Below are 15,956 nucleotides of genomic sequence, written 5' to 3'. Positions count from 1 at the left end.
ATTATAATGCATTAATCTTATTATTTAATGACTTTCTAATCACTTCATGATTTTTATCATTAGGAGTTAAATTTAATGCTCTGCGATATCCGGCCAAAGCATCAATCTTATTCTTTCCTGTTCCTTTATCTTTGGGGTAATGTGGGTCATGCCATAACCCCCACTCTTGAGAGTACACACGGTTATCATAAATTTTACTTTCTTCAAATTTGAACTTACCATTCGTACAAAGTTTGTTCAAATGCTCGGCTTTTAATATTTTAACAACTTTATTAAAAGAAGATAAACGCGCGTTATAGCCATTGAAGCCACCATTTATTCTTGCTGTTACATAGATAAAATCATCTCTTTCTGCTTTATCATTTAGTTTCAACAGATAAGAATAGGCCCAAATCCCTGAAATAATACAGTTTGGTGCTGATGTTAATTCATTGGGATCGTTCTCAGCATCAATATTTGCATATTGTGAGTATTTTATGTAATTGTCTTTGTGTGTCAGCATTAATATTCCGCGTCCATAATACGGCGCGTATTTTTTGGTTTTCCCTCCGATCTCTGCCATGTATTTAAACTCACCAGTTTCGCCACTTGCCTGTGATAAAAAGTGAGCTTTAGCTCGGCAAGTAGTGATCCCATGCCATGGCATCCATAAGTTTAGTGAATCAAGATACGAACGAAGTGTGTTTTCATCTGTAACGCCAGTCGCAATTAATTTGAACTCAGCCATAGTGATGTCCCGATCACAGGCGCATGTAGACGGTAATTCTTCATCTGGATGCTTAACGGGTTTATGTGCGGCTTGCGCATGCTGTGGCGTACCTAAATCAAATACTGAAGCACGCATGGCAGAAGGGCTCAGAACCATGTGCTCGGTACTGTATTTGGCCTTTTCACAGGATGGAAGCAATTCCGCCGTGCAGGGACAGGTGCTTTTGCTGTGGATGGAACCAGCCAGACCGATGCCTTTGTAAGACATTTTAGGAACGGAACCCATGATCTGGTAAACTTTGCCATCCTTGCCGCACGTCACGGAATCGCCTGCTCTCGCGACAGGAAGACCGAGGATCTTAAACTTATCTTGGCTGGGATAAATCACCCCGCCGCATGTTGTCCTGTCGTACTTTCTCAAAAAATAACCGGTTGACATTCAAGCTACCTTTTTGGCGGATTCAACTCCGAAGTGCAACGCTAAGCCGCCGTTCTTAGTTCTGCAAACACCACTGATGGTTGCCTGAACCCGAGGCACTTGCGTGGCCTGCTGTTCAGCGCCCCCTGGTAGTGCTGTAAGTCTTCATCTGACACTGTCCGCAGGTCGGTTCCCTTCGGGATAAACTGTCGTAACAGGCCATTTGTGTTCTCATTCAGCCCTCGTTCATGCGATGCATACGGATGCGCGAAGTAGGTTTCCGCTTCCAGCGCCTCCGCTATTGCCCGATGCTCACTGAACTCGCCACCGTTATCGAACGTGATGGTGTGGCAGACATCTTTATAGCTACTCAGCATCGAGATAATGGCGCTGCTGACTTCTCCTGCCTCTTTGGAGAACACCTTCTTAGTCAGATACATACGGCTCTTACGTTCGGCCAGCGTCACGATAGCGCCCGTTCCCTGAGCGCCCAGTACCAGGTCAGCTTCCCAGTCACCCAGGCGGCTACGCTCATCAACCACGGCAGGGCGCTGCTCGATAGATACCGCATCCGGTATGCGACCTCGCTTTGTCCCGTAGCCCTTACGGTAACGGCGCTTACCCTGCCGCAGATGCTTGTACAGTTCGCCGCCATTGGCTTTATCTGCCTGAACATGCTGGTAATCCACTCGTGGCTGACGGGGCTGCCAATGCGCTTACAGATAGCGCTGATCTGCTCCGGACTCCACTTCCAGCACAGCCCTGTCTCAACGTAAAACACGGTGTCCGGACTGATAGAGTGCTTGGCTGCCGACCGTCGCCGGGCTTCACTTAATCGTTGAGCCTCTGCTGCCGAATAATCGCCAGCCATGCTGTTCCGTCGGACCTCACGGGATACCGTGGACTTACTGACGCCAACACGCTTACTGATCTCAGTAAGGCTAATCTTCTCACCAAACAGCAGAGCAATCTGGTATCGTGTGCCTTCGGTTAACTGCCGGTACTTCATGTTACTCGCTCATCTGTGGTAGGAAGAACGGGATAACTTATCGGTAGTTAACCCTTCCTCCTACACTCTCCACAGTCATGACCGAGCGTTGCACTTATTATCTGAATTCGCGTTTCACTTGTTACATAAACAGCCTGCATCAATGACAAACTGTTTATGTCCATTACTTATCAGAATATTTTTTTGTATGTTGGCAGAATGTCATGTGCTACCAGCGCGATCTCAAGATCGTTGGATAACGTGATATCTGCTTTGTTCGAACCATCGAAGAAATCTCGTTTGGTCACGAACAACGTGCCGACAGGTTGACCATCTCGTTTGATAGAATGCATCTGTTTGGGAAGATTCAGCGTCTTTTCATCGTAGCTTTTATCGATGTAGAACATCCAGCCGACAGGAAGTCGATCTGGAAATACCTTAGACTGATGCAAACTGTAGTCGTTGGTTTCTAATTGTACGATGTGGGGATTTATTGAATCGATCAGTTTTATCATTACCTTGGACGCAAAACTCATTGCCTCATGTTCACTAATATATTGATAGTCAATAGTGTAAACATATAAATCCAGACTCCCCTGTATATAGTTTTGAATGAGGATTGAGTCATCGCGCTCATTCCATATACGCACTATAACTCCGGGAAAGTCCTCTTTAACATGCTCAGTCAGAAGTTGCTTAGCCTCAGTAGTCAGCATTCCATTGCTGATTACTTTTTTCTTCATAGCATCTTCCTTCGTATCACCTGGTAAATACCAGTCCACATTACCATTTGTTAAGGAAATAATAGTGGTTAATGCCTGAAGTCTATTGAGAATAGTATCGATGCTGTTTTCGGATTCTTTTGTATACATCGTGATTTCAATGTTATTCATCTTGATGGTTTCCTACGGTGTTAGCATGATGGTTAACGCGGGATAGTTTTGGAGAGCTTTTGAATAATATGCGTAGCTGATAGGCTGCATAAAATGCCAGTGGCATTGAGGTACATTTTCACAAAGCTCTATTGCATTTTGCTGCCTGAAGGCTTCATTAATCGGTTCATCTACTTTAGCCCACCATTTTTTCGGTTTACCGTCCTTATCAAAAAACTGATCATATTGCCCCTTAGCTTCTAAAAACAGGCACTCAGCCGGTTTCCAGCCATCAAACTTCACTTGCTTTGTCGAATTTGTCAGACCCGGATGCCGGAATGCATACTCTTCCACGGTGGTTGTCCCATCGCTGTTGTGCATGCTGTAGGTGCCGCAGATCCGCATCTGATAATTCAGACTGACTTCTTGTTTCTCACTAAACGGTGCCTGAATTGGTGAAACCCAGGGGATTGCCGTGCATTTCTCGCAGGGTTTGGTGGAGTCCGCAGCCGTCACTCTCCCGGCAGTCTCCTCTTTCTCTCCCTTATTCACCATCTGGCTTGCCACGCCAGCGCCAATGGTGATGCCAAGTGCGGCGGCCAGCGCTTCTGCCCCTTCCACCAGGGCCGGTATCACAAAAAGCATACGCTATGATTTCCTTTTGGCTAAATTGATAGCGGCGTTCATCATGTCTCGCCAGCGCTGATTCGGGTCGTCGGTTTCTTCCAGCGCTTTGCGTATTGCCGGTGAAGCCGTCAGCCCCGGCTGGCAGGCCTCCATATACAAAAACGAGTGCAGCAGGTCCGGATCGTCGAGGTGTATCTGCCGGGCATACTGAAGGGCCTCGGTTAAACGCGTCTTCAGCGTGGCCTGGTCTTTCAGCTCAAAACGGGTATCCGCTTCGGCCTCCCGGACGATACCGTTGAGATACTCATCATCTTCTCTGGCAGACACCGCCTGCAGTTGCTTTACACTGAATTTCATCGTTTCTCCTGCACGTTATCAAACGGCGTCAGCGTAAAATGTTCGCCGTTATGCCGGTAATGCCACTGCTCAATTCCCGTTAAAAAGTGCGCACGCTGTTCTTCAGAGAGGATGGCGTTCATCGAATGCAGCACGCCGGGGTCGTAATAACGAAAAAGCGCCACCTGACCGTCATCCAGCCGGATGTTGAGCAGGGAAGCCAGATGACCGGCCATCACGGTAAAATCCGTCCGGGTTTCTATCCACGATACGGCGGGGGACTGCTGCTCCAGCTGAACCAGCTCATCTTCCCGTTCAGGAGCCTGCGTAATATTGATAAGCCACGGCCCGGCCCAGGCGATCTGCGTATCCGGGAAGGTGCTGAACAGCGGTAAGGCGGTTGCTTTGTCATAGCTGAGTTCACGCCCGAAAGCGCGGTCATACTGCAGGCCGCACACCAGTGCGTACAGCCGCTTTGCCGGAATATCGGCGAGTTGTTCTGTGGTGAGATGTTGCATCAGCTCTGCCCCCTGATAACCAGCGTCTGTCCGCTGCTGGCGGCTTTCATCAGGCAGCTCAGGCACAGCGGTTTCAGCTCACCGGTCACCGGCAACAGCGCGGCCGGTGTCGGCGGTGGTGGCTCAGCGGGGATCCCCGGCACATCCGGTAATTTTCCGTTCCAGTCGCCCACCTGTCCCGGCGCACCGCTTCCCAGGCCAATCATGTCGCTGCTGGTGATGCCGGTAGGCTCAATGGTGATCCAGTGACCGCCTACGATCATCGTCAGCGACTCGCCACATTCGATCACCGCCTTTTTCCCGGCCATCAGGCGCATGTCCTGCTGCGTCTGCGCATAGAGGCTGTTTTTGGCCTGCAGATGAATATCCGCACCGCCATTCAGTGAGATATCCTGTTTACCCAGCAGGCGATATTCGTTATCGACGGTGGTAAACAGGTTGTTTTTGATATGTTCGGTTTTATCGTTCCCCGTGATTTCACTGACGTTATTCAGAATATCAACGTCCATATCCCGCTGCCCGTGCAGGTAGATTTGCTCCATCCCGGCCTTATCTTCAAAGGAGAGTTCGTTAAAGCCTTTCCCCTCCACAGTGTCTGAACGCAGCACCATGCGGGTTTTATTCACCGGCAGGGGATAGGGGGCAAGATTCGTGGCGTGGTACGTGCGCCCGGTGATAATTGGCTGGTCGGGGTCGCCTTCCAGAAAACTCACCACCACCTCATGTCCCACGCGCGGAATCGTCACCATCCCGTAACGACTGCCTGCCCAGGACTGGCTCACCCGCACCCAGCAGGAGCTCAGGTCATCGCTGTTGCCATAGCGGTCCCACGGAAACTTCACCTTCACGCGCCCGTATTCATCACAGTAGATTTCTTCGGTAGCCGGTCCGGTGACCGTCGCTATCTGCGGACCGTCCACCATCGGGCGCTCTGGTATCAGCGCACGCCAGGCTGTACCGTCTTTGATGACCTCAAATGTATTGGTAAAGGTGGTTGGCTTGTCCCCGCCTTCCTCTTCCAGCGCCTGAGGCTGTTTGCCCTTATGCTTCACATACACCACCTGCCAGGGCACATTAAACGTATCGTTCAGATGCTCTGAGAGCGTAAACACCAGCCCGGGGCGCAGGTCCGCACAGTTTGACAGTCCCTTTCCTGTGATTGCCTCAGCCCGCAGCGCATCCAGGCGGTACGCGCTGAACGCTTTACCGCTTTCGGCCTGCTTGTAACGTCCCGGATAGTCATAGTGCTCGTAGGACGAGCGCTGATGGGACAGGTCATTGCTGATTTTCTTGTTCGACTGGTTGTAGGCCGGATTTTTAAAGCTGTAGTCCCGCAGCTCCACGGAGGAGGTCTTTACGGCTTCGCGGTAGCTGAACTGGCGGACATAGGCCCCCTGCTCAAGCCCCTTATTCTCCAGCGAAAAAAACAACGATTTCTCTTTTTTCTCCAGCGCCCCGGCCCCGGTATGGTCGGCGAACACCAACCGGTGCGTATCTGCTTCAAATTCGTGGAAGAAAAATATCCCCTCTTCTGCGGCCAGTCGGGTGATAAAAGCCAGATCGCTTTCCCGGTACTGCACGCAGTATTCGCGGGCGACATGCTCCTGACGCAGCGAGAAGGCATAATCCTGGATGCCCGCCTCTTTGAGGATTTCCTCGATAATATCCTGCGGCTTTTTAACCTGGAAAATCCGGCAGTTGGTACGAAGTTCCGTGCGCCACAGCGCCGGTCGCACGATGGCCTCATAGCGGGTACGCCGAAACCCGGTATCGCCCTGGGCAAAGTCGCTGACGATACCGCTGACCCGGCGCTGCAGTTCACCGTTGTACCAGACCATCAGCTCACACGGCTGGTCCAGCACCTCTCCAAAATCAATCCCGGTCTGCGGGCTTGCCAGACTCAGCTTCAGCGCAAAGGGTTCATTCAGCCGTTCTTCCAGCGTGAAATCCACCACGCCAAAGGTGCTTTCCTGCAACGTCCCCACGTTAACGGTAAAGCGTAATCCGTTGCTCTTTGTCACATAACGCTCCTGCTCTGTCTGATGAGTGATTCGCCCGCCACGGCTTTGCTGGCTCAGTGCGGGCCGGTGTTAATAAAGCGTCTCCGGCAACTGAAACCGGCTGAACAGCCCGGTGGCAAACGGGCTGTGGTCAGCGTCGCTGTAAACCCGCCAGGTCATGGTGCCGTCATCCACGCTAAAGCTGACATCAAACGACCCGAGACGGGCCTGCGTCCGGCTGCCCGCCTCCAGCAGACGGAACATCGCCCAGGGTCCGGTAAAGCCCAGGCTGCGCGGTGAGCGGGCGGCGTCGTCCGGTATCAGCGTGGCACGGCTTTCCGCACCGTCCCGCAGTGCGGCATTCGGCCAGAGCAGCGGCACTTTCTGCCGCATACCGTGGCTGTACTCCACCAGCTGACCGTCGAGGTTCAGCACGCTGCGGCGTTTGTTGGCGGTCAGTTCAACCGGCTCCACCACAAAACTCACTTCCGGCTGTCCCCGGGCGTTAAACAGCGCATCCCGGATCAACTGCGCCTGTGCCATCTGGCGCATCAGTGCCTGCAGATTGCCGTTGTCCGCCGCCTGCTTCAGGATGCCGCTGTCCAGCAGCGGTTTCAGTTGTGCCTGGTAAAAACTGTCCAGCGTGCCGCCCGGTGCGAAGAAGCGCGTCACTTCCGACAGGGACGCATCCTGATCCGAAGCCGGATTAAAGGGGTAGCGGTCCGCCAGGGCGGTATTAAACGGTGTCAGTACCTGCTCGTCCCACGACTGGTTCAGGGATGACATGGCAAGCGAGGTCGTCACATCGGCGGCCTGTGTCGCAATCTGGCTGACCCAGCGGTCCAGCGGTGCGGGCAGACCGCGCGCATACTGCTGCAGCGTGTAGGCTGGATCGTTGTAGGGGTTACTCTGGCGCAGCTGCAGGGCCTTAAATGCCGCAGCGCCCGGATCACCGGCACCGTTGATCTGCTCCAGCCACTGTGCCAGCGCAGTGAGCTTCTGGTTCAGATCCTGAATCCGGGACGCGCTATCACCATGGCCTTTCAGCGTCTCATCCAGTTGAGTGAACGGTCGGGCTATCCGCCGGTTGGTGTCCCGTTGCGGTGTCTCTCCCTTGCCGTCCAGCGGACGCACGGCGGTGTTATCCGCCAGCAGGGAAACCACATGCCGGAAGGGCTGTTCATCACCGGTAATGGTGTTCAGCATCGACAACGCCTGCTCCGGCGTATCGAAGGGCTGAATATCCAGCGAGGACAACAGCTTCTGCCAGTGCCCGGTATAGTCGCTGATATAGCGATCGTTCACCTGACGCTGGATTTCACGGCGATCGGCGTCGCTCAGATGCACCTGCTCGCGCTGTCCCAGCACCCATGCATCCAGCCCGGTGAGGTCGAACAGCGTTTTATTCTGGTTAATGAAAAAATCCCGGTAGCCGGACCAGGTAAACAGACGCGGCACGGTCCCCGACTGCGCATCACGCAGCGCAAACACGCTGTCGAAGCTCTGTCCGGTTTCATCCTGCACCTGCAGATCCGGCGGCAGCGTTGAGGCGGCCCGCAACAGCAGTCCCTGATATACCCGCTGATACAGCGGCAGACGGCTCAGTTCCCGCTGCGCATCTGCCACCGGCTGTGCAAACGGCGTCCAGACGGCCATCGCGGTCGGATCTTTTTGTTCACGGGCCCGGTGCCAGTCGGTATGCCGGAGGGCATAATCCAGGTGCTGCATCAGTTGCTCCTGAACCGCCCCCTGTTCAGGAAACGCTTTTTGCCAGCGCTGTGCCATATACTGCTCCACCAGCGGAATGCTGCGTCCCGACGCGTCGTCTATCATCCGCATCACGCGCAGCACCGACATTTTCGCTTCGCTGGCGGGAGGGGCCTGTTGCAAATCCTGTACCAGCTCCGCCATCACGGCAGGCAGAAAATAAGACTGCAACTGTTTCAGCCAGGCGTTTTCTACAAACGGGCCAGTCTGGTTGCCCTGATACAGCCCCATGTCGGCGAAGGCGCTCTGTTTGCTGCGGTAATCACCGTAAGAGAGGGTGGCTTCACGAATAAGGTTCAGGCGCGGTAACAGGCTGACAATCGACGTCTGCGCGGTGGTCGGTGCGCGGGTGGCACTGAATGTCTGTACGCGGGTCAGTACCCGATGACCTGCCGACGCATTCACCTGGTAGAAATGGTGCAGGGACAGGGCCGACAGCACTGTCACCAGTAGCGTGACGCCTGACAGCAGCACCATGCGGCGACGCCGCGCACGCTGATACTGCCGGTTCTGCCCGGCCAGGCTGGCACCGGGAAATATTATCCGGGTGAAGAGGTCGCGAACAAAGAAGGTGGTGGAGTCACCCCGCGCGGCGGAGTGAAGGGGAGCCGGGAGTGAGTAGCGCCGGGATACCGCATCCGCAAAGGCATCAGACGGCACCCCCATCTGATAAACGGAACTCAGCCACACACCCTGGAGCGGAAACGAGGCGGCACCGTCCTCCGGCATGATGTCTTCCAGCATTGTCTGAATAAACGGTGTCAGCCCCGCCAGTTGACGGATAAACCGGAAGGCGCTGACCGCTGAGTCATGGCCGGTATGCGCCTGCAGCGTGTCGCGCAGAAATGCGGTCAGGTCGTTCAGCCAGAGGTCCATAAAGGCGGATAATGCGTCAGGGCAGCCTCCGGCCTGCTGGTTTTCCGGCGTGAAGCGGAGGCCCAGCAATGACTGCCGGGCCTCCCGGTCCAGTTGCTGACTGAACGCGCTGAAACCTTCCAGGTTATCCACATGGGTGAGCACCACGTACACCGGCAGGCGGGTGTGCATGGCCGAGGCGATGTCCCGCAGTCGCTCTCGCAGCAGTTGCGCGCAGTGCCGTCGGCGGGTGACTCCGGCGGTGGACAGCCACGCCACATCCAGCGTGAGGATCAGTCCGTTCAGCGGCTGTCGGCGGCAGCGGGCCGTCAGCCAGCTCAGCAGCTGCTGCCACCGGCGGGCATCCGGGTTAGCGCCTTCCTCCCCGGTCACCGCTGGCTGAAACACCAAATCGCCGTCAGGATCGACGACCACCGCCTCATCTCCCAGCCAGCAATCGACCTTCTGGTCTTTGTGCAATGCCGCCAGCTCACGGTCCAGACGTACATTCAGTTTATTGGGCGGGCAGGCACGCTGCAGCAGACTACTTTTACCGCTGCGGGGAAGCCCCAGCATCAGAAACCACGGTTTATTGTCACGGGAGGCAGATTGTCGGCTCTGAGCGGCCAGCCACGCGTTCAGGAAACGCTGTTGTCTTTCAACGACATTCTGCTGCGATGCCGGTTTCCGCTGCCGCTGCACCCGGGACCAGAAGCGCCCGAGGGCCACGACGCAGAGCAGCCATAACCAGAACAGGGTGAAGACGGTGCGGGGCCAGAGGCCCGCGAGGGGATGCGTCCCCTGACTCACCAGATGCGGTCCCGCCCACCATGCGGCGAGCAGAACCAGACTCCAGAGCACCGTGGCGGCAAGCCACCATGACGGTCTGAGACGACGGAATGCCCCGGATACCAGGGGAACTGTTTTTTTCAGGATGGGTAACATACGGCTCACTTCAGCAACGTCCCTAACTGGTGCAGTACATCAAGCGTCTGCTGATGAAGGAGGTGGTGAAAGATGCCGTACACGGCGGCCACCAGCAACAGCCCCGCGCACGGGATGACCCACAGTGACGTTTGTCGCGCCAGAGGCCCGGTGTCGGGCGGCGGTTGCGCTCCGTCAATAAAGCGTACCGGGTGATGGGGCGTGGGCTGCGGGTACAGCAGATGATGAAGATGTTGTGTGATGGTGCGAAGCTCGCTTTCGCCCTGCGGACTGACGGCATACCGTCCTTTAAAACCCAGCATCAGGCACTGCAGCATAAATTCCAGAATGTCCCGGTAACGCTGTGGCTCAGCCTGAAGTTTATCGAGAATGGCGAACACCTTCTCACCGCCCCAGGTTTCGCCATGAAACTGCGACAGCAGGGAGTTCTCCGCCCACTCGCTCTGGCTCCCCCACTCATGGCTCATCACCGCTTCGTCAATATATGTACACAGCATGTAACGGAACGACAGCAGCACTCCCCGCTCGTAACCCTGCTGCTTCAGCGCCTGGTCAATGTTCTGAATCTCAATGGAAACCTGCCGGTACAGCGAAGCGACCTCTTCATAACCGGTCAGTGTGCGAATGCGGATAACCATGCCGAGCAGGGGCGTGGCAGCGTCGATGATGGGGTTGAGACTGTGACCGCGCAGCGTAAAACGATAATCCGGGTCATGGTCATCGGGATGTGGGAAGTAACGGAAGAAACCGTCATATTTGTCTTTCGGGGCCGTGGTAGTGGCTTTGCTGCCCGGACCGTTTTCTTCGGAATCCGGCTCTGAGGGCGGTGGGGCGGTATTAAGAATCGAACTATCGGGTTCTGCGGTATGTGATAAATCGATTTCCATCGGGGCTCCTGACGTCACTTCCCTGAAAATGGCCTGTCTCTGCAGGCTGCAATGAAGTGTTGCGGTGCAGGGTGCCACCCTGTGAGCCATTGGTCAGCCACCGTGGCTCGCGCACTTTTTTAAACTCAACCACCAGACAGGATGCCATGCTGTTTTCGCCCCTACGCAGAGTGGGATTCACCGCAACAGAAAAGGACACTACCCGGCGTACCCTCCGTGGGAAAACGGGTTATACCAGTGTGCTTTGCTGTTGGCCTTCCGGTCACTCCGGGTGACCCCTTCATCGCAGACCAGAAGGCAAAAAATGGAGCGGTCAGCGGGAATCGAACCCGCATCATTAGCTTGGAAGGCTAAGGTAATAGCCATTATACGATGACCGCTATAAGGCTTTTTTTAAGAACGGGAAATACAGTTACGCAACTCGCTGAACATCCAATGACACACTCATTATCATAGAGTTACACAATTGCCATTATTCCGCCAGGCGTGCGGCGCGGCGACTTTTGTCGTCTGGTTGTGTATACCCTTCCGGTGTTATGGTCGGTTCGAATAGCAAGCGGGCGTTATATTTCTAAACGTGAATGAGAAATCCCAGACAGCAGAGATTGTACATGTCTGGGCTTAACTTACCGCAGGAACTGAAGAATCAAGACGATAACAGGGTACATGAATGCTACATGCTATTTTAAACGGAAAGGCCAGACGCGTGAGTCTGCTGAATGAGGTCGAGTCGCAAAGCTGGCGCTCTGTGTTTCAGCGCTATGAGGATTTATTAACAGCCGCTTTCTGGGGAAGAATCAGCTATCTCTCTCACGAGGCTCAGCACAACATCCTGTCCTCTCTGCTGGGCCTCAATACCCGTGACTGGGGAGCACTGGATACCATACAGTTCTGGCCCCGATACGATTTCCCCGATGTGATTGATGGAGCCGTTACCACGTGGATTACTGACGGAGAGAACCTTGCTGAGCCTGATGTAGTACTGACGTTTAAGTTCGCGACACTGATCGTTGAGGTCAAACCGCCCGAAGGTGGAATGCAATATCAGCAGCAGTGGTGCAAGGAAATTTATGCCTGGAAAAACAGCGATGAAAACGATACGAAGCTCCATTTCCTGGCACTGGGGAATTTGCCGGAAAATTTTGTGTCGTTAGCTGAAGCGCTGGAGAGCTTTTTTGACAGTGTAAAGTTCCACGGTATCGAGTGGAACCGTGTAAGAACGCTGCTGCAACATCCTGAATGGGAATGGCCGACCACGGCAGATAAGCGAATTGTGGGCGATTGTCTGCATGCGCTTGCATTGTATGGTATTCGTGAGCCGTTACGTCCCTGGAAACCTTTCCAGCACTTCCTGTCTTCACAATCGCTTCCCGATAATGTCTCTTTTTTACAAGGAAAACAATGATGTCTGATTCATTCAGCGTTGTGCGCCAGGCGCACCGCATTTGTGCGGCGTACTACCAGCAAATTTTGCCGGTAATCAATGAAACGGCGCAGAGGCTAGAAACTACATTTGTATGCTGGAAGGTATGGGGTTCTGATAATCTGCCATCTAAACGTAAAAACCCATTGGACCCTTTGATGTACTGGAAGTGGTCTTTTCTTCCGGCGATGGATATTTCATTTGTTTTTAGCTATCAGCAAGAACGAGGTACACAGCCATCTGGTGAGGATTTCGTACTCGACTTCCGACTGGTGACCGACAGTGAATTTCGTATGGAGCAATTTCCGGAATCGTACGATCCCCATGAAGAGCCACTTGCGACAGAATTACTCGTTTCGACTAAAGACTCAACGAGTTATCTCAATGTGTATTTGTTTTCTGTGACAAAAGACACAAAAACTTATGAGTCGCCATATAAACTGTGGGACAATTACGACGGCTACCCGAAAACTGATTCACAAGTGCACTTATCCGACGACGATAATCTCAAGGCTATTGGCTTTGCTCTGGAGCTTAAAGAGATTGCACAGGATGATGCCTGCAATTTACTGACTGAAAAAATCAATGCTCATCTGGCAAGATTGTTCGCGCACGAAACCAAAAAGTAAGATGCTTTAAGCACACACAGGGTCGCACAGGGCGGCCCTTTTTATCACAGTGCAATGTGTTTACCCCGAGGCCCCAGTCCGTGCTGTTGCAACCGGCACCTCCATGGCCTGTACCTGTACTTTCAACTGGTTAAAGGGGGGCGTGAAGGTTCCCCGGCCAGTGCGGTTGATAATCATCGGCGTCATGCTGGTGATGCCATTGTGATCGACGCCGGTAACCGTCAGCCATGCTTCTCTGAGCATTTCGCTTATCGCCTGCTGAACACTTTCATCCAGGACTCTCCCCAGCGTATCGAGATTGAGCAGCAGCACCATTTTGCATTCTGGCGCACTGACCGACTCCCACAACCAGCGCAGGATAGTGGGCGGTGAATGTCGGCGCTCCTGCTGGCGTTCCCGTGAATATTCTCCAATCCGTTGCCAGACTTCGGTATGAAATCGCAAAATCAACGCGTGGTAATCGGTCATGGTTTCACGGTACGGCAACACCAGCGTAAAGCTGAAGGCCACCAGCCGTGGGTAATGGTCAACGGCCTGTTGCAGAAATGTACGGGCGCTGACGGCATCGGTGTGGTTAACTCCGGCCGTTTCAGTAAGACAATATTTCACAAGTGATGTTCTCTTATAGGTCAATCAGGGGAGAGCGCTGCCGGAGCAGCGTCATTGAACGCAGCGGTGCCGGGGTATGTGTTTATTTCAGCCCGTGCTGCAGCAGTAATTCATCAGCCAGACCGACTCTTCGATGCTGTAAATACCGGTTCTGCACCAGTGGCAATATTTCTGACCACGGTAGTGCTCACCGCACCATGCGCAGTACCACGCCAGCGACAGCACCGGCGCATTCAGCCCGCCGATAAGGCGGCGCAGTTTCCTGTAGCGGGCTTCAGCTTTGATCTCCGGGTCGAGGTGGGCGCAGTTCATCAGCACATTTTCAGCCACCGTCCGCTGGTCGTGCTCAAACCAGGGCTTCTCACCGTAAGTGGTCTGCAGGCACAGCACACAGCCGCAGGACGCACAGGTCCATACACCACCGTGCGATTTCGCCGCATCGTCCGCTGTCACAAAGCGGCCAGAGGCATCGTTCGCCAGATAACATTTCAGCATGCGCATGCCGTGACCTCCGGTGTGCTGGCGGCCATATCAGCCCGCTCCTGACTGTATTCACCGGTCCGGCAGGCCAGACAGTAACGCTCACCGTGGTAATCGCTGTCGCAGCCGTCGCAGTGCCAGTCGGCGTGGTAAACCAGCGGACGGGCTTCCGGTACATACCATTGCAGTTGCCGGACATGGCGGGTTTCTTTCAGTTCAGGATTTACATACGGGCAGTACTGTCCCCCGTTCTCCGTCAGCGCATCTCGCCTGTGTTCAAACCACGGGCGTCCTGTCTGGTATTCAGGGTGGTACTGCAGGGCGCTGGCACAGAGGTGACAGCGATAGCGGTCATACGGCGCGGTCTGCGCGGTTCTGGCTCCCATGAGGCGGTCATTGCCGTCCAGGGCCATAAAGGATTTTGCATACATCGTTCAGGTCCTTACCGCCAGACGACACGCAGGCGTCAGCCGTCCCGGAACGGGCAGCGTGGCAGGGGCGAATGGCGGGTCAGTGAAGCGTTAACAGGTTGAATCTGTGGAGAGCGGTCTGCGTCGGGGTCATCGCAGGCTTTCAGTCAGTCATGGCGTTACCGCTACGCTGATGCGCGAAGGGGACGGTAACAGTAAGCACAGGGTTTCTCGCCACAGTACCGCCGGTGGCAGTCCGGGCAGGTCCAGCGAACGGGGAGGTTCTCTGGCTTTTTACGGCGTCGTTGCGTCATGCTGCTTTCTCACTCCATGTCCAGGTGCCACGTGAAGCCGCAATGCGCTGCTGCATCCAGATTTCCACGTCGCTTTTGTACCAGCGGGAACTACGCCCTAATTTAATCGGTTTCGGGAATTTTCCTTCGCTCATCAGCTGGTAGAACCACTTGTCAGTCATGCCGGTGTATGTCGTGATGAAGGCCATATCGATAAGCGGGTCTTCTGCGCAAATCAGTGCAGTGGCGCTGGCGTGAGTGTTATTCGTCGTCTGTGTCATCATGGTGTTTATCTCCCTGGTATCCTCGTCATGGTTATCGGGAGGCGTCCGGTCAGGGCGTTATGGGATGCACCGGGACTTCCTCAGAGGATAAGGTGCTGCTGTTAAAAATTACCTGGTCCGTCTCGCCAGGCCTGCGGAATGGACGTTCAGCCCCGGCTGCAGCCGAAGTTACGTTCACCGTCGCCGGTCACTTTGGTTTCACGTTTGGCAAGATAGGCGGCCTGCGCCAGTGCCTGTTGAAGCTCTGTGGTATTGCCGCGCGTCAGCCAGGACACCGGGCTTTTCGGAAAGCGGGCCAGCACCGCGTGAGCTTCAGCATCCACCTGCAGGGCACTGCACCAGGCCTGTTTAATCATCCCGGCAAGCTTGTCCGGGTTGTTGTAATCCCCCGGTCCGCACCATGTATCGCGGTTCAGCAGCAACACCACGTGGTAATGTTTCTTCCCTTTGATTTCACCGAACTCCCGCGCCCAGATAAAACGCAGCGTGGTCGGCCAGATACGTTTCTCTTCACGACGCTGGCGCTGAAAACAGGCGTTAATACGGGCTTTCAGGGAATCAGTAAAACGGGAGATAACAGCGGCGTCGGTGGCGGCTGGTGTATCCGGTAGCCGGAGGTCAACGCGCAGAGCCAGTACGCGGGTGTACGCGTTCAGCGCACAGTTGAAGGTATCGGCGATACGTTGCTGCCAGTAAGGGTCGTAGGTGTAACTCATTGAAATGGACTCCGGTTGATTTGTGTTCATAACCATTACCGGCGTCGTTAAAAAAAACTTATTACCTTCAGCGGATTCATCAGAGACGGCTGTATGCGGTGACATATCGGCGGTGACAGCAGGAGCACGCAACGGGCAATAGCACAGCGACTGAAGCCATGAAATAACAACGGTTCGGGTGCCAGGTGACC

At 54.4% G+C, this 15,956-nt stretch carries 15 protein-coding genes, 1 tRNA gene and 1 pseudogene; 2 read left to right on the top strand and 15 right to left on the bottom strand.

Annotation, left to right across the window (positions count from 1 at the left end; all coding sequences use genetic code 11):
• Position 1: 1 nt before the first annotated feature.
• The 10 genes and pseudogenes from ACERY3_RS21425 to ACERY3_RS21380 form a co-directional block, all read right to left on the bottom strand.
• Positions 2–1,147: a PAAR domain-containing protein gene (locus ACERY3_RS21425; RefSeq protein WP_373226458.1), complete on the bottom strand. Its 1,146-nt coding sequence runs from the start codon at positions 1,145–1,147 to the stop codon at positions 2–4.
• A 41-nt stretch (positions 1,148–1,188) separates the two neighbouring features.
• A pseudogene (locus tag ACERY3_RS21420) lies at positions 1,189–2,135 on the bottom strand (IS30 family transposase).
• A gap of 170 nt (positions 2,136–2,305) precedes the next feature.
• The gene (locus tag ACERY3_RS21415) at positions 2,306–3,007 is read right to left on the bottom strand and encodes a hypothetical protein (protein WP_373226456.1); all 702 of its coding nucleotides are present in this window, start codon (positions 3,005–3,007) and stop codon (positions 2,306–2,308) included.
• 12 nt (positions 3,008–3,019) lie between these two features.
• Positions 3,020–3,631 carry a Tox-REase-5 domain-containing protein gene (locus tag ACERY3_RS21410; protein ID WP_373226455.1) on the bottom strand — a complete coding sequence of 204 codons (612 nt, stop codon included), beginning with the start codon at positions 3,629–3,631 and terminating at the stop codon, positions 3,020–3,022.
• Between the two features lie 3 nt (positions 3,632–3,634).
• Positions 3,635–3,970, bottom strand: a complete 336-nt coding sequence (locus ACERY3_RS21405; RefSeq protein ID WP_373226454.1) for a hypothetical protein — start codon at positions 3,968–3,970, stop codon at positions 3,635–3,637.
• The gene (locus tag ACERY3_RS21400) at positions 3,967–4,467 is read right to left on the bottom strand and encodes a DUF4123 domain-containing protein (protein WP_373226453.1); all 501 of its coding nucleotides are present in this window, start codon (positions 4,465–4,467) and stop codon (positions 3,967–3,969) included. Before ACERY3_RS21400 ends, ACERY3_RS21405 begins: the two co-directional genes overlap by 4 nt.
• Positions 4,467–6,488: a type VI secretion system tip protein VgrG gene (locus tag ACERY3_RS21395; RefSeq protein WP_373226452.1), complete on the bottom strand. Its 2,022-nt coding sequence runs from the start codon at positions 6,486–6,488 to the stop codon at positions 4,467–4,469. Before ACERY3_RS21395 ends, ACERY3_RS21400 begins: the two co-directional genes overlap by 1 nt.
• Positions 6,489–6,557: 69 nt before the next feature.
• A complete protein-coding gene (tssM, locus tag ACERY3_RS21390; protein ID WP_373226487.1) occupies positions 6,558–10,034 on the bottom strand; it encodes a type VI secretion system membrane subunit TssM in 3,477 nt (1,158 codons plus the stop codon).
• A 5-nt stretch (positions 10,035–10,039) separates the two neighbouring features.
• A complete protein-coding gene (icmH, locus tag ACERY3_RS21385) occupies positions 10,040–10,921 on the bottom strand; it encodes a type IVB secretion system protein IcmH/DotU (RefSeq protein ID WP_373226451.1) in 882 nt (293 codons plus the stop codon).
• A 305-nt stretch (positions 10,922–11,226) separates the two neighbouring features.
• Positions 11,227–11,301, bottom strand: a tRNA-Gly gene (locus ACERY3_RS21380).
• A gap of 326 nt (positions 11,302–11,627) precedes the next feature.
• Here ACERY3_RS21380 and ACERY3_RS21375 point away from each other — a divergent pair.
• Together ACERY3_RS21375 and ACERY3_RS21370 are read left to right on the top strand one after the other, a co-directional pair.
• The gene (locus ACERY3_RS21375; RefSeq protein WP_373226450.1) at positions 11,628–12,326 is read left to right on the top strand and encodes a hypothetical protein; all 699 of its coding nucleotides are present in this window, start codon (positions 11,628–11,630) and stop codon (positions 12,324–12,326) included.
• Complete coding sequence (locus ACERY3_RS21370; protein WP_373226449.1) at positions 12,323–12,973, top strand: hypothetical protein; 651 nt, start codon at positions 12,323–12,325, stop codon at positions 12,971–12,973. The genes ACERY3_RS21375 and ACERY3_RS21370 overlap by 4 nt, the downstream gene beginning before the upstream one ends.
• A 60-nt stretch (positions 12,974–13,033) precedes the next feature.
• Here ACERY3_RS21370 and ACERY3_RS21365 read toward each other — a convergent pair whose 3' ends face one another.
• The 5 genes from ACERY3_RS21365 to ACERY3_RS21345 all read right to left on the bottom strand — a co-directional run bounded on the left by ACERY3_RS21365 (position 13,034) and on the right by ACERY3_RS21345 (position 15,765).
• The gene (locus ACERY3_RS21365) at positions 13,034–13,582 is read right to left on the bottom strand and encodes an inovirus-type Gp2 protein (protein WP_373226448.1); all 549 of its coding nucleotides are present in this window, start codon (positions 13,580–13,582) and stop codon (positions 13,034–13,036) included.
• An 87-nt stretch (positions 13,583–13,669) separates the two neighbouring features.
• Positions 13,670–14,083, bottom strand: a complete 414-nt coding sequence (locus ACERY3_RS21360) for a putative zinc ribbon protein (RefSeq protein WP_373226447.1) — start codon at positions 14,081–14,083, stop codon at positions 13,670–13,672.
• The gene (locus tag ACERY3_RS21355; RefSeq protein WP_373226446.1) at positions 14,071–14,493 is read right to left on the bottom strand and encodes a putative zinc ribbon protein; all 423 of its coding nucleotides are present in this window, start codon (positions 14,491–14,493) and stop codon (positions 14,071–14,073) included. The genes ACERY3_RS21360 and ACERY3_RS21355 overlap by 13 nt, the downstream gene beginning before the upstream one ends.
• Positions 14,494–14,782: 289 nt before the next feature.
• Positions 14,783–15,046 (bottom strand): helix-turn-helix transcriptional regulator, encoded by a 264-nt coding sequence (locus ACERY3_RS21350; protein WP_373226486.1) that lies wholly within the window; start codon positions 15,044–15,046, stop codon positions 14,783–14,785.
• Positions 15,047–15,195: 149 nt separating this feature from the next.
• Positions 15,196–15,765 carry an inovirus Gp2 family protein gene (locus ACERY3_RS21345; protein ID WP_373226485.1) on the bottom strand — a complete coding sequence of 190 codons (570 nt, stop codon included), beginning with the start codon at positions 15,763–15,765 and terminating at the stop codon, positions 15,196–15,198.
• Positions 15,766–15,956 lie beyond the last annotated feature (191 nt).

It is taken from the genome of Enterobacter cloacae complex sp. ESBL7 (assembly GCF_041679625.1).
Lineage (GTDB): Bacteria > Pseudomonadota > Gammaproteobacteria > Enterobacterales > Enterobacteriaceae > Enterobacter > Enterobacter asburiae_B.
This window is presented reverse-complemented; position numbering and strand designations above follow the sequence as displayed.